The sequence below is a fragment of the Kitasatospora sp. NPDC056731 genome (assembly GCF_040687675.1).
In the GTDB taxonomy this organism is placed as follows: Bacteria; Actinomycetota; Actinomycetes; order Streptomycetales; family Streptomycetaceae; genus Kitasatospora.
Map to the genome: position 1 here is coordinate 188,207 of NZ_JBFBNR010000015.1, position 13,175 is coordinate 201,381.

At 74.0% G+C, this 13,175-nt stretch carries 10 protein-coding genes and 1 tRNA gene; 4 read left to right on the top strand and 7 right to left on the bottom strand.

Annotated elements, in window-relative coordinates; all coding sequences use genetic code 11:
• Positions 1–42: 42 nt before the first annotated feature.
• The 3 genes from AB0R04_RS18415 to AB0R04_RS18425 form a co-directional block, all read right to left on the bottom strand.
• Entirely contained in the window at positions 43–600 is a 558-nt protein-coding gene (locus tag AB0R04_RS18415; protein ID WP_363372376.1) for a hypothetical protein, read from the bottom strand.
• A 225-nt stretch (positions 601–825) separates the two neighbouring features.
• Positions 826–2,211 (bottom strand): Dyp-type peroxidase, encoded by a 1,386-nt coding sequence (locus AB0R04_RS18420; RefSeq protein ID WP_363372379.1) that lies wholly within the window; start codon positions 2,209–2,211, stop codon positions 826–828.
• Positions 2,212–2,550: 339 nt separating this feature from the next.
• A tRNA-Val gene (locus tag AB0R04_RS18425) sits at positions 2,551–2,622 on the bottom strand.
• A gap of 162 nt (positions 2,623–2,784) precedes the next feature.
• On the opposite strand from AB0R04_RS18425, the gene AB0R04_RS18430 reads away from it, so the two are divergent.
• Positions 2,785–4,152 (top strand): hypothetical protein, encoded by a 1,368-nt coding sequence (locus AB0R04_RS18430; protein WP_363372381.1) that lies wholly within the window; start codon positions 2,785–2,787, stop codon positions 4,150–4,152.
• Between the two features lie 122 nt (positions 4,153–4,274).
• Positions 4,275–4,505 carry a zinc ribbon domain-containing protein gene (locus AB0R04_RS18435; protein ID WP_063347431.1) on the top strand — a complete coding sequence of 77 codons (231 nt, stop codon included), beginning with the start codon at positions 4,275–4,277 and terminating at the stop codon, positions 4,503–4,505.
• 16 nt (positions 4,506–4,521) lie between these two features.
• On the opposite strand, the gene AB0R04_RS18440 is transcribed toward AB0R04_RS18435, so the two are convergent.
• The 3 genes from AB0R04_RS18440 to AB0R04_RS18450 form a co-directional block, all read right to left on the bottom strand.
• Positions 4,522–5,397 (bottom strand): HAD family hydrolase, encoded by an 876-nt coding sequence (locus tag AB0R04_RS18440; protein WP_363372383.1) that lies wholly within the window; start codon positions 5,395–5,397, stop codon positions 4,522–4,524.
• Positions 5,397–7,859, bottom strand: a complete 2,463-nt coding sequence (locus tag AB0R04_RS18445; RefSeq protein WP_363372386.1) for a phosphoribosyltransferase — start codon at positions 7,857–7,859, stop codon at positions 5,397–5,399. Before AB0R04_RS18445 ends, AB0R04_RS18440 begins: the two co-directional genes overlap by 1 nt.
• Before the next feature lie 98 nt (positions 7,860–7,957).
• Positions 7,958–9,154, bottom strand: a complete 1,197-nt coding sequence (locus tag AB0R04_RS18450) for an HpcH/HpaI aldolase/citrate lyase family protein (protein ID WP_363372388.1) — start codon at positions 9,152–9,154, stop codon at positions 7,958–7,960.
• Positions 9,155–9,527: 373 nt separating this feature from the next.
• Here AB0R04_RS18450 and AB0R04_RS18455 point away from each other — a divergent pair, with 373 nt between their 5' ends.
• Positions 9,528–10,712, top strand: a complete 1,185-nt coding sequence (locus tag AB0R04_RS18455; protein WP_363372390.1) for a TerD family protein — start codon at positions 9,528–9,530, stop codon at positions 10,710–10,712.
• Positions 10,713–10,797: 85 nt separating this feature from the next.
• On the opposite strand, the gene AB0R04_RS18460 is transcribed toward AB0R04_RS18455, so the two are convergent.
• Positions 10,798–11,544 carry a hypothetical protein gene (locus AB0R04_RS18460; RefSeq protein WP_063347436.1) on the bottom strand — a complete coding sequence of 249 codons (747 nt, stop codon included), beginning with the start codon at positions 11,542–11,544 and terminating at the stop codon, positions 10,798–10,800.
• A 373-nt stretch (positions 11,545–11,917) separates the two neighbouring features.
• On the opposite strand from AB0R04_RS18460, the gene AB0R04_RS18465 reads away from it, so the two are divergent.
• Positions 11,918–13,084, top strand: coding sequence for a DUF2637 domain-containing protein (locus tag AB0R04_RS18465; RefSeq protein ID WP_363372393.1), 1,167 nt, complete (start codon positions 11,918–11,920; stop codon positions 13,082–13,084).
• Positions 13,085–13,175 lie beyond the last annotated feature (91 nt).

Genomic DNA, 13,175 nt, shown 5'->3' on the forward strand with positions numbered 1-13,175 from the left:
GCCCTCCCGCACGGGCGCCGGCACGCCCGTCGACGCACGCGGTCAGCTCTGGGCGGCGTCCAGCAGGTCGTCGAACGCGGCGGCCACCGCGATGGCCTTGCCGATGTCCCTGGGGGTGGCCTCCGGGTTCGGCCCGCCGTACCAGACGTTGGCCTGCACCTGGTACTTCGCGATGTAGTCGACCGCCTGGTCGGAGGCCAGGCCCGGGTAGCCGGCCGCCACGTCGTTGAACATGTGGTCGATCCACGGGGTGGCGAAGCGGATGACGTCGATGACGTAGGGCTTGAACTCGTCGCTGTAGGTCGCGCAGAACAGCACCTGATGACCGTCGTTGACGAGCGCGACCCGCAGGTCGTGGACCGTCCCGAGGCGGTTCTCCCAGTAGGGCGCCTCGATGCAGGCCTTCTCGGCGCGCTCCAGGAAGACGGCGGGCCCGGTCGGCTGGATGACCGGTGCGATCAGGGTGAATTCCGACCGGTTCACCGCCCGCAGGCCGACGCCCTCGGTCTGCGGACGGGGGCTCTGGAAGGCCTTGGCGATCTCCTCGACCGACACGTCCGGTGAGATCGGCTGGTAGGTCGACGGGTCGAAGTCGTACATCTGGATTCCTTTCGGGCGAAGCGTCAGGACGAGTCGGGAAGCACGTCGGCGGCCGAGGCCGGCTCGGCGCGGCGCCGGCCGTTCAGCTCGTGGCGCAGCACCGACGAGCGCCGGTACACCTCCTTGCGGACGGTCTGGACTGCTGGAGGTGCCGGTCGAAGTCCGGTTCCGGTGGCACGAGATCGGGTGAGTACCGCACGGGGGTGAAGTCCTTCTCGGGCGGGGTCACCTGTCGTCCTCCGAGGTCGATGAGTGCGGCGCGACGGACGGGCTACCGGCCGGGTCCGGCAGTGCGGTGAGCCAGGCGATCGCGGCGAGGCCGGGCAGGAAGCAGTACTCACCGCCGCGCACGGTCACGAACCGGGGCAGCCCGGTGAGCCGGCGCCGGACCGGGCGGGCCGGGATGGTGTGCACACCGGCGCCGCCGCTGTTGCCGACCAGCGGGTCCTGCTCGGGGCCGAGGCCGGCGAAGTCGCCGTCGTTGAGCCACACCTGCTGCACGAACTCGAACTGCCGGGACAGGCTGGCGCCCATGAAGATGAAGATGATCCCGCGCTCCGCGCCGTCGTCCTCCAAGGCCCCGGCCGGCAGCAGCGGGCCGTACGCCGCGCCGCGCCGCAGCACCCGGTGGATGCCGGTCTCGACCACGGTGTCCGCCAGGCCGTCCCTCGGATTGGCGCGCCGGATGTGCGCGCCGCGCGGGACGAGCAGGCCCCGCGGGTCGTCGTGGTAGCGGAAGTCGTTGTTACGCGTCGGATCGGCGCCCAGGTCCGGATCGTCGTGCTCCGGCGCCAACGCCAGCGGCGCACCGCTGCGCCAGCGGCCGACGATCTTGGCCGCGAGCAGTTCCTCGTCCTCGGGCGAGCGGGCCTGGTCCCGCAGGTACCTGCGGAACGCGGCCACATCCGCATGCATCTGACGGAAGGCCAGGTAGCAGCCATTGCGGCCGAGCACGTCCGGCGCGGGCCCCGCCGGCGCCGCCCCGGACTCGTCCGGGTAGCCGAAGAGGAACTCGCCGGGCTGGACGGCGTCCTGGCCGGGCAGCGGCCGCTCGGCACTGCCGAGCAGGTACGGGCTGGAGATGCCGTCCCGGAACCCGAAGTGCTCGCGCCCGGTGACCGGGGAACCGACATCGAGCCGGTAGACCAGGCTCACCCCGGCCAGCCGACCGGCCGCCGCCACCGGCTCGTGGAGCCCCTCGGGGGCCGTCGCGATGATCACCACCCCGATGTGCACGTCGGGTCCGCCCAGCGGCGGGGGCCAGTTACCGGGGTCGCTGGCACCGAGATCTCCCAGCACCTCCTTCCGGGCGGCCATGCCGGCCCGGAACTCCGGGGAGAACGAGGCCAGCGAATCCGGCGGCACGCCCAGCCGGGCCAGCCCCCGGTACGTGAAGGCGACGTTGAGGGTGAACGGGCGGGGCCGCTCCCAGTCCGCCGCGCTGGTGACCTCCGGCAGGACCTCGCGCAGCGACCGCTTCGCCGCGGCCGGGTCGTCGATCCGGTAGAGCAGGTACACACCGTGGTAGACGTCCGGACGACGCCGCAGCACAGTGCCCTGGATGTCCTCCAGCTCCAACGTCGGCACCGCACCGGCGGTGGGCCCACTCACCCGCGCGGGGCGAACGGTCGGAGGGGCAGGGGCATGGCGGCCTCCTCAGCACAGTCACAAACCTGCGCACACTGTGCAATGCAGACATCGCCCACGGTGGGAGTTCACACAGCGTGTCGAGCCGGCGATCTCACGCCGAAACCACCAGGCGGATCACAGCCACGGGAAGGATTCCAGCCGCCGGCCCCCGAAGGCCCGGGAGTCGGCCGAACAGAAAAGCGGCCGAACTCGCTGCCGAGTCGGCCGCCCTGGAGGCTCCAGCCGCAGGAGCTGCGGCGTGACGTGTTCTCGATGTTCTTCGATCTCGGCGCGGGCCCTCGCGGACCCACGCCCCTGCTGTGGGCGCGGACGGTTTCGAACCGCCGACATCTGCTTTGTAAGAGCAGCGCTCTACCACTGAGCTACGCGCCCCCTGTCGTGGCCCGGTGGGGGCACGACGACTGCCTAGGGTACCTGGTCCCGGGGGGTGCTGTGGTGCGGGTGGTCGGGGAGTGGGACGGGTGGGGGTGCCGGTGGGGTGGGGTGATCGGGAAGAATGGGGGTGGATCAGCGGGTCGGAGCAGGGAGCGCGCAGTGACGGTGGCCGGCGGGAGCGGGCGGGGGTGGCGTCGGGCGGGGAGTGCGCTGGCCGACGCACTGGTGGTGCCGGTGGTGCTGGCGGGTGCGCTGGGTGCGCTGGGGCTGGCCTCGGCCGGGACGGGCGGCTGGTGGGGTCGGCGCGGCGGGGAGGGCGTGCGGGCGGACGCCAAGGCGGCCCGGGACGCCGCGCAGGAGGCGTTCTACGAGCTGGACTCGACGCAGCGCGAGGTGCAGTTGGCGGTGGAGACCGTCCGGGCGGCCGAGGACGAGGCGACGGCCCGCCGGGCGCTGGCGGACCTGGCGGGGATCACCGGCCGGGTGGACCAGGTCACCGTGAACTACCTGGGCGCGCTGGACGCGTACAACCTGGACGACGAGGCGCTGGACGCCGGCGCCGCGGCGCGGGCCCGGCGTCAGCTGGAGGACGTGAAGGGGCAGCTCGGCTCGGCCCGGGCGGAGCTGAACGACTTCCTCCAGCGACTGCAGCCGACCCTCCAGCGCGCCGAGCAGCAGCTGATGCGGGTCACCCCGGCGGTGGAGCAGGCGAAGCGCGCGCTGCTCCAGGCGAGCAACGCGCTGGACGCGGTGCGCGGTGCCGGGCTGCGGGCGGACGACCTGGCGGCCCGGCTGGCCGAACTGGCGCCGGAGCTCGGGCTGCTGAACGAGGGGCCGGCCCGGCACGGGGTGGCGCCGACGCTGCGGCGCGCGGACGAGGTGGGCCGGCGCGCCGAGGCGATCGCGGCCGACGCCGGTCAACTGCCGGAGCGGGCACGGGAGATCGACCGGCGGGTGGCGAGCCTGCGGACCCGGATCCAGGCGCTGGAGACCAAGGCGGAGACGGTCGAGCCGGCGCTGAGCGAACTGCGCCGCCGGTTCAGCTCAGCCTGCTGGCAAGACCTCCAGCGGGTGTCGGAGCAGGTCGCGGAGACCGGGCGGGCGGCGGAGCGCAAGCTCGCCGAGGCCGCCCGGGCCCGGGACGAGCAGCGCTGGGCGGACGCGACGGGCGCGATCGGTACGGTGCGCGCGCTGCTGGACACCGCGGACGGGTCGGTGGTCGCGGTGAACGAGCGGCTGCGGCAGCTGAACGAGGTGCAGCACGACCCGCACCGGGAGGTGGAGCGGGCCCGGTTCGCCCTGCGCGACGCGCAGCGGCTGGCGATGACGGGCCGCAGCGCGCCGGACCCGCGGCACGCCGCCCCGCTGGACGAAGCGGTGGCGCGGCTGGACCGGGCCGTGGCCACCCTGGAGGCGGCCGGCCGGCACCCCGACTACTGGCACTTCCTGACCGAGCTGGCGGGCGTGCGGGAGACGGCGGCGCAGGTGATCGGGCTGATCCGCGGCGATCTGGGCGGGCAGCGGTAGCACCGACCGGGCAGGAAACCGGCAGCGCCCACCGGTAGAGCCCGCCGGTAGGACCCACCAGCAGGACGCCAACAGGGCACCGACAGGACGTCGGCAGGGCGCCGCCTGGGTACCCTGCCGGTATGCCACGCTACGACTTCCGCTGCCGCTCCTGCGGCGCCACCTTCGAACTCCGCCGCCCGATGGCGCAGGCCGGCGCCCCCGCCGTCTGCCCGCAAGGCCACGAGGACACCGTGAAGCTGCTGTCCGCCGTCGCCGTCACCGGCTCCGCTTCGGGCGGCGCCCCGCGCCAGGCCCCCTCCGGCAACGGTGGTGGCGGAGGGGGCTGTTGCGGCGGCGGCTGCTGCGGCTGACCGCTCCCGCTTCCGCTCAGGAAGCGACGGGCGCGGCGGGCGCGACGGACGCGACGGACGCGACGGACGCGACGGCCACCCGGGCGAGGAAGCGTCGGACGATCTCCTCCCCCGCCGCCACCCCCACCTCGTCGAGGGCGGTGACGCCGGGGGCGGTCCAGCCGCCGTCGGCGAGTTCGCCGTGCCCGGGCCGCCAGGCGGCGTCGGCGGCGAGCAGCAGGTCGGCGTCGAGCAGTGAGTCACCGGCCGCGAGCACGGTGGACGCGCCGGTGCGCCGGACGGCTTCGGCGAGGGCGGCGCTCTTGCTGAGCGGCCCGGGGACGGCGTAGACCTTGCGGCCCTGGAGCGAGACCGTCCAGCCGCGTTCGGCGCACCAGCCGGTCAGCTCGTCGAGCCAGCCGCCGGGCAGTGCGGCGCGCTCGACGACGAGGTAGGCGAACAGCCCGTCGGCGACGCGGCGCTTGTGCGTCCACTCCGGGTCGGCGCTCAGGGCGAGCTGCCGGACGACCTCCTCCAGCGGGGCCGCACCGGAGGCGAGCCGCGCGGTGATCTCGGCACGCCAGTCCTGGTCGGGTACGCCGTCGACGAGCAGGTGCCCGCCGTTGCCGCAGATCGCGTACGCGGGGACCCAACCGGGCGTCGGGCCGGGCAGGTTGATCCGCTCGTACTGGGCGAGGGTGCGGGTGGTGGCGGGGACGAACCAGGCCTGCCGGACGAGTTCGACGAGCAGCGCGGCGGCCTGTTCGGTCATGAACGAGAGCGCCTTGCCGTCGTGCACCTCGACGGAGAGCAGCCGGGGCGCGAGCCGGTCGGGGACGTCCAGAGCGAGGGCCCGGTTGGAGTAGACGAGCGTCCGGTCGAGGTCGCTGGCGACGAGAACATCGGCGTTCATCAGGACTCCTTCACCACAACGGTCCTACCGGAGGCCCCGGTCGCTCCCCGACTGTAGCGGGGGTGGATGAGGCCGACGCAGGAGTACGGCAGGCCGTCCACCTCCTCGACCTCGACGCCGCGCTGGGCGGCGAGCAGCCGGACGTGGTCGAGGTCGGCGCCGGCGCCGCGCCGGGCGAGGACCCGCCAGGGGACGCGGCGCAGCAGCACCCGGGTGGTCTCGCCGACGCCGGGCTTGACCAGGTTGACGCTGTCGATGCCGTACTCGGTGCTGATCCGTTCGACGGCGGCCCAGCCGGCCCAGTCGGGCGTGCGGTCCGGGGCGGTGGACAGCCGGTCGGCGGCGGCGACGGCCTCCGGGCGGACGGCGTCGAAGTGGTCGGCCACGGTGTCGAGGAAGGCGGCGGAGACGTCCGCACCGGCCAGTTCGGCGTAGTGCTTGGCGCCGTGGAAGTCGTCCGGGCCGATCAGGCCGGGCCGCAGCACGGTGCGCGAGACCAGGCCGGAGACGGTGGAGTTGAGGCAGGCGGAGGGGATCAGGAAGTCGTCCCGGGTGCCGTAGGTGCGCGCGCAGCGGCCGGGGTCGGCGAGGACGGCGAGGTCCGGGTCGAAGCCGGTGCCGGCCAGGGCCTCGGCGAGTTCTCGGGTGATCGCGCCCTTGCCGGTCCAGCCGTCGACGAACACGACGTCGCCGGCGCGGTGGTGGGCGGCCAGGTAGCGCAGGGCGACCGGGTCGATGCCGCGGCCGCGGACGATGGAGACGGCGTAGTGCGGGGTGTCGAGGCCGTGGGCGTGGGCGAGCCAGCGGCGGATCAGGATGCCGACGGGCGTGCCGGCCCGGGCCAGCGAGGCGAGCACCAGGCCGGGGCCGCGCTCGCGCAGCAGGGTCTCGGCGACGGTGCCGGCGGCGAGCGCGATGCGGCGGGCGGAGGCGCGCAGCGCCTGGTGGAACAGCTCCTGGTACTCGGGGCTGGGCTGGTACTCGACCGGCAGCGACTCGGCGTAGTGCGCGCCGCCGTTCTGGACGGCCTCCTCGCGCTCCTCGGTGGGGGCTTCGAGCGGGACGCCGGAGAGGTCCTTGAGCAGCCAGGCCACCTCGTCGGGCCGGTAGGAGGAGAACGCCGGACCGTACAACGGGGACGGCAGGCGGGACGGCGCCCCGGCCAGCCGGTCGGACGGCAGCCGGACCGGCCGGTGGGAGGGCAGCACCGCGAGCACCACCTGGTCGGTGACCTGCCGCAGCTGGCCGAGCAGGGCGCGCTCGCCCTCGCGCAGGGCGGGGGTGTCGGCGACGTCGTCGACCACCAGCACGACCGCGTCGAAGCGGCGGGCCGGGTCGCTGCCGGGGGCGACGTTGTAGGCGTAGCGCTCGCGCGACGCGTCGTCCTGCGGGTCGTCGTGGGCGGGGAAGGCGAGGCGGGTGCGGATGGCGTAGCCGGGGTCGTCCACGGCGAGGACGGGCGAGCGGGTGGTGGTGGAGTAGCGGACGCGGTCGCCGCCCAACCGGTCGGCGAGTGCGCCGGCCAGCCGCAGCGGGGCGTACATCAGCTCCTCGAAGCCGAGGACCAGCACGCGCCGCGCCGTGGCGGGCAGTGCGTCGGCCAGCTGTCCGGCCAGGCGGGGCAGGGCGGCGTCCAGTCGGGCGCGGTCGCGGGCGGTGAACCCGTGCCGGCCGCCGTCGGGGAGCCCGGCGGGCCAGTCCAGGTCGACCCGGGCGAGCGGTGCGGGCGTTCCGGGGGGTGCGGCGGGGGCGGGGGCGGCCTCGGCTATCAGCCGCTCGGCGCGGTCCAGGACGTCGGCGGGCAGCTGGACGGCGCCGCTGGCGGTGGCCACCAGGTCGAGCCGGACGCCGAGTTCGGCGGCGGTGTCGGCGAGCCGGCGGCGGTCGGCGGTGGAGCGCAGGTCGACCAGGGCGACGACGACGTAGTGGTCGCGGGGGTGGCGGGCGTGCAGTTCACGGATGGTGTTGAGCACCGTGCGGCCGGTCGAGAACTCGTCGTCGACCAGCACCAACGGGCCTTCACCGGTGAGGAGTTCGGGATCGGCGGGGAGCAGCAGGTGCGAGGTGGCGTGCGAGTGCTCCTCCTCGAAGCCGCCGAGCGGGGACACACCGGGCACCGGGCGGCGGGTGGAGTGCAGGTACGGGGCGTCGAGGCCGTCGGCGACGCTGTGGCCGAGGCCGGTGGCCGTCTCCGCGTAGCCGAGGACGACGGCCCGCGCGGCGGCCTCGTCGCCGAGCAACTCGCGGACCTGCCGGCCGAGTTCGAGCCCGGCGCCGTGGACGATCGCGGGCCGCTGCGGGACGTGCTTGCCGAGCACGGTGGAGACCAGCAGGTGGGCGCGCTTCGGGTTCTGGGAACGCAGGGCCAGGCCCACGAGTTCGGGGAGGCGGTCCGATCCGGTCAGGGCGATGCCGGCCCGGTCGGCGACCCAACGGCCGGTCCACGTCTGCTGTGCTGTCACTGCTGGTCCTGCCTTCGCATGGTGCGGTGGTGCGGTCTTCGGATCAGTCGGATAGGTCGGATCGGTCGGGACGTTCAGGCCGGCTGCGGACAGCCCCCTCACTCCCCGCACAGGCAGGCCGCGAGCAGTTCCGCGAAGCTCACGTCCTCCCGGGCCACCCCGAACACCTCCGCCCGCAGCAGCACCCGCTCCGCCCAGGCCCGGTGCGGCCGGGCCTCGTTCATCTTGTTGGTGTACGCCGAGCGCAGGACCCCGCCGCCGTCCTGCTCCTGCCGGAGGATGTCCCGGGCGTCGCAGTACTCCTCGTGCGTGACCACGGAGAGGGCGTGCACGGCGGGGACGTGGCTGGGGTGGATGCAGGTCTTGCCGAGCAGGCCGTTGGCCCGGTCGAGCTCGACCTCCCGGATCAGCCCGTCCAGGTCGTGCTCGATGATCCGCCGGCGGACCTCCTCGCCGGAGGCCCGGGCCGTCCCGGGGGCCTCGGCGAACGGCGTGCGGCGCAGCTGCGGCTTGAACATCCGCTCCTGGACCGGGAAGTACTCCCAGACCGGACCGGTGACGGTGTACCCGGTGCCGTCCGCCCGGCCGAGCACGTTGACCACGTCGCCGATCACCGCGGAGACCAGGGCGACGTCGTACGCGGTGAGGTCGGGCGAGCGGCGCAGGCCGTACGCGGAGCAGAGGTCGGTCACGCCGAGGCGGACGGCGAGCACCCGTTCCCGGTGCCCGGCGAGCAGGTCGGCGATGCCGAAGAGCTGCTGGCGCCTGGTCTCCAGGTGGGCGAGTTCGGGTGACTCCAGGACGGGCATGGCGAACAGTCGGCGCCCGGTGGCGGCCTCGGCGGCGGCCAGGGCGGCCAGGTACGCGCCGCCGGTCTCCGTGGTGAACTTCGGCAGGACGAACCCGCTCAGCAGCTCGACGGCCGGCCCGAGCCGCTCGGCCAGGTCGAGGATCTGGGAGGCGGCTCGAACTCTGATGAAGAGCAGGGGGTGGCTTTGTGTGCAGTCGGTGAAATCCCTGACCAGGTCATTCAACTGCTCGATCAGGTTCCGCTCCCCCGCGTCCACCTCGTGGTCGGCGATCGCGTCCTCCAGGCAGAGCACCATCGACACCACGCCCCGAGCAGCCTGTTTGCGGATGTCGGCGGCCAGCGCGGGCCGGGTGGCGGGGCTGTAGAGGGTGCCGCCGAGGGCGGTGGCCAGCACCGCGGCCTCGCTCCGCGCGGTGAACGGCCGGGGCGGTTCGAGGAAGAGGCGACCGCGTACGTCGTCGGCGAGGTGGCCGAAATGGCGCAAGGTGCTCTCCTCAGAGGTTTGACGGCCGCCGGTCCGTTGCCGGGGCGTGCGGCGGCGCGGGACGACACCGCGATCCAGCGGTGCGACACCATGGTTAACCGGTCCACGGGGCTCCGTGGTTCCCGGCCGGACGCCGGCGGGCCCCCCTCCGCCCGACCCCGGCGGGCCCTTGGACCGCCCATCGTACGGACGGATTCCGGCCGTCCCCGGTTCCTCGGCACTGAACTCCCGGAACATCGCCGTCCAGATCACCGATCACCGGTCGAGCACCGGCAAACCCCCGGCAAGCGCAAGTCTTGGCAAAGTCCGACCCGGTTCCGACGGTCCCGGTCACGTTGTCCGAAGGGGTGGCGAACGGGCAGGATGGTCGGCTATGACGCACGTGATGGCCAAGGGCGCCAACATCGCACTGCCGGCTGCGGCGGTCCGCGCCGTGCTGCGCTGGAGCGCCACGCCCGGTGCGCCGGACGTGGACGCGTCCGCGCTGCTGCTCGGCGCCACCGGCAAGGTCCGTTCGGATGCCGACTTCGTCTTCTACAACCAGCCGCGGCACCCCTCCGGCCTGGTGCGCCACCTGCCCAAGCAGCAGACCTCCGGCGGCGCCGAGATCATCGACACGATCGAGGTCGAACTCGCCAAGCTGCCCGCCGACGTCGACCGGGTGGTGCTGGCCGGCTCCTCCGAGGGCGGCTCCTTCCGTACGGTGCCCGGGCTGCGCCTGCTGCTCTTCGACGCCACGGCCGGGGACGGCACGCCCGCACTCGCCGAGTTCGCGATCTCCGACGGCGAGAGCGTCACCGCCCTGGTCGCGGGCGAGCTGTACCGGCGCTCCGGCGCCTGGAAGTTCCGGGCGATCGGCCAGGGCTACACCTCCGGCCTGATCGGCCTGGCCACCGACTTCGGCATCACCGTCGACGACGAGGCGGAGGCCGACGCGGCCCCGGCGGCGGCCTCGACGGCCACCCCCACCGCCGCCGTCGACCCGCGCAGCACCCCGCTGCCCGCCCCGCGCCCGACCGCCCCGCCCGAGCCCGGCACCTTCACCCTGGCCCCGGCCGTCCCGCAGCCGTCGGCCACCCCCCAGGGCGGGCCCCAGCAGCAGCCCGCCGCGGCGGCCGCGGCCGCCACCGGCGCGGTGCCGCCCCCGCCGAGCGCGCCGCCCGCCGTTCCCCCGACCGCGCCGCCGGCCCCACCCGCACCCCCGGCCCACCAGCCCGGCACCGGGTACGGCTACCCGCACCAGCCGCAGCCCCAGCCCCAGCAGCCGCCCGGCACCGGCTACGGCTATCCGCAGCAGCAGCCCGGTACCGGCTACGGGTACCCGCAACCCACCCCCCAGCCGTACCCGCAGCAGCAGGGCACCGGCTACGGCTACCCGCACCAGCAGCAGCCCGCCCCGCAGCAGCACCCCGGCAGCTACGGCTACCCGCACGCCGGCACCGGCCAGCAGCCGCCGGCCCAGGCCCCCGCGCAACCACCGGCCCAGGCACCGGCCCAGCCGCCCACCGGCGAGGAGTTCGCCCTGCCGCCGCAGGGCCCGCAGTTCCAGCCCCGCTGATCGGCCCGCTCAGGGCACCACCGCCGCCCGGCTCCGACCGGACCGAACAGGGCCGAGGCCGGACAGGGCCCAGGCCGGACACGCCCTAGTCGGAGCCGCCCTGGCTCTTGTACCCGCGCTGCCACTGCAGCCCGAACCCGTACAGCCGGTCGATGTCCGCCTGGAACCCGTTGACGTACCGCACCTCACGGCGCACCGTCAGCTGGTTGTCCCCCGCGTTCTCGATCAGCACCACCGCGCACGAGCGCGCCGCCCGGGCCCGCTCGTCCAGCTTGATCTCGATCCGCGGCCCGGTCTGCGGCACGATCGTCACCACCGCGTGGGACTGCTCGAAGGCCGGCGTGCCGTCGTAGATGTAGACGAAGATCAGCAGCCGTTTGAACTTGTCCTTCTTCTCCAGGTTGACGTACATCGTCTCGCCGGACGGCGCCCCGTACTGGTCGTCGCCGCTGAGCTTGATGTACGGCGGTTGCCGGAGGTCGCCGAAGTAGCCGCCGAGCGGCTGCACCACGCCGCTGCTCCCGTCGGACAGTTCGTACATGCACGCCAGGTCGAGGTCGACGTTGACCTGCTCGTTCTGTACCGAGTCCGGCTCCAGCGGGCGCAGGATGCGGGGGCTGAAGAGGCGCTTGGCGCGTTCCCGGGCACTGGGCCGGACGGCCCCGGAGCGGGTGGTCCAGTGCAGGTTGACGTAGAGGTAGCCGGTGGTGGCCGCGGCCCCGGTGATCGCGTGCTGCGGGGTCGACTTGGTGAGTATGACCTTGTGCTGACCGCCCGGGTTGTCGAAGGTGTAGTTCCGCTCCCCGCGCAGGTACTCCCAGATCGAGACCATCCCGCCCTCTCCCCCTGCTCCCGTCAGGCGATCTGACGGTCCGCCGCTCCATGATCGGGCATCAGCCCGGCCCTCGGATACCCAAACCTCCCCCTCCCCTACCCCGTCGGGCCCCCCGGCGCTCACCGCCGGGTCGACGAGTGGAGCGGTCGGCGGGTCGATTGGCGGGAGGAAGCCCCCCTCCCGTAACATGCCGCCCCTTCGGACGCGATATCGTCTAGCCGCACAGGTGTCCCGTCCGCCCCTGCGCGGGTGCGGCGGGTACGCCGTGCGGCGACGAACGAATCGTCAGGCGCTCCCCGAGTACCGGGAGCTGACCGCCTGTGTCGCTCTGTGAACCCGTCCCCTGCGGAAACCCGAGGCCCGACCCGCAATGAACCTGACCTCCATACAGCTGGTCTGGACCGTCGTCGGCGGCGCAGCCCTGCTGTTCGTCGCCGTCCTGCTGGCGACGCTGCGTTTCAAGAACACGAAGAAGGAAGAGGCCGGCGACTCCTGGGAGCGCAGCGAGGAGCGTCGGCGGCGCAAGGAGATGATCTACGGCATCTCCTCCTACACGCTGCTGTTCTGCTGCGCCGGTGTCGCGGCCGCGCTGTCCTTCCACGGCCTGGTGGGCTTCGGCAAGGAGAACCTGGGGCTGTCCGGCGGCTGGGAGTACCTCGTCCCGTTCGGCCTCGACGGCGCCGCGATGTTCTGCTCGGTGCTCGCCGTGCGCGAGGCCAGCCACGGTGACGCCGCGCTCGGCTCTCGCCTGCTGGTCTGGGTGTTCGCGATCGCCTCGGCCTGGTTCAACTGGGTGCACGCGCCGCGCGGCGTGACGCACGACGGCGCCCCGCAGTTCTTCTCCGGCATGTCGATCTCGGCGGCGATCCTCTTCGACCGCGCGCTGAAGCAGACCCGCAAGGCCGCGCTGCGCGAGCAGGGGCTCGTGCCGCGCCCGCTGCCGCAGATCCGGATCGTCCGCTGGCTGCGCGCCCCGCGCGAGACCTACGCGGCCTGGTCGCTGATGCTGCTGGAGAACGTCCGCAGCCTGGACGAGGCGGTCGAGGAGGTGCGCGAGGAGCGCCAGGCCAAGCTGGACGCCAAGGTGCGGGCCCGCACGGCCGACCGCCGCGAGCGGGCCGAGCTGAAGGCCATCTCCCGCCAGGGCGGCATGCTCGCCCGGGCCCGCGGCGGCCGCCAGGTGCCCGCGCTCACGGCTGCCGGCGACGGCCAGACCGCTACGGAGCCTGCCCTAGCCGCCGAGTCGGACACCGCCTCCTCGTACCAGGCCGCCTCGGGCCCGCTGGAGCCGGCCGCGCTGGACGCCGGCCGCCGCCCGCGTGCCGCCGTCGGCTCGTCGTACGCGCCGTCCTCCTCGGCGTCCTCCTCGTCCTCGTCCTACTCGTCGTCCTACTCCTCCTCGTCCGCCGGATCGGCCTCGGGCTCGTCCTACCGCAGCTCGGCCATCGACCTGACGGCCGACGACGACACCCTCTCGATGCCCAAGCTGGACTCGCTGGAGCGCAAGCTGCGCGCGATCGAGCAGCAGCTCGGCTAGGGCGTGTCTGACAATTCCCGCCGGGCGCGCGACGCCGGGCATCCCGCCTGGACGCACCGGCGAAACGTCCAAGTACGGCCCAGTACGAGGA

What these genes read in the sequence shown, in the direction of transcription:
- AB0R04_RS18415 (WP_363372376.1), bottom strand. Translation starts at nt 600, where the DNA reads ATGTACGACTTCGACCCGTCGACCTACCAGCCGATCTCACCGGACGTG.
- AB0R04_RS18435 (WP_063347431.1), top strand. Translation starts at nt 4,275, where the DNA reads ATGCCACGCTACGACTTCCGCTGCCGCTCCTGCGGCGCCACCTTCGAA.
- AB0R04_RS18440 (WP_363372383.1), bottom strand. Translation starts at nt 5,397, where the DNA reads ATGAACGCCGATGTTCTCGTCGCCAGCGACCTCGACCGGACGCTCGTC.
- AB0R04_RS18455 (WP_363372390.1), top strand. Translation starts at nt 9,528, where the DNA reads ATGACGCACGTGATGGCCAAGGGCGCCAACATCGCACTGCCGGCTGCG.
- AB0R04_RS18460 (WP_063347436.1), bottom strand. Translation starts at nt 11,544, where the DNA reads ATGGTCTCGATCTGGGAGTACCTGCGCGGGGAGCGGAACTACACCTTC.
- AB0R04_RS18465 (WP_363372393.1), top strand. Translation starts at nt 11,918, where the DNA reads ATGAACCTGACCTCCATACAGCTGGTCTGGACCGTCGTCGGCGGCGCA.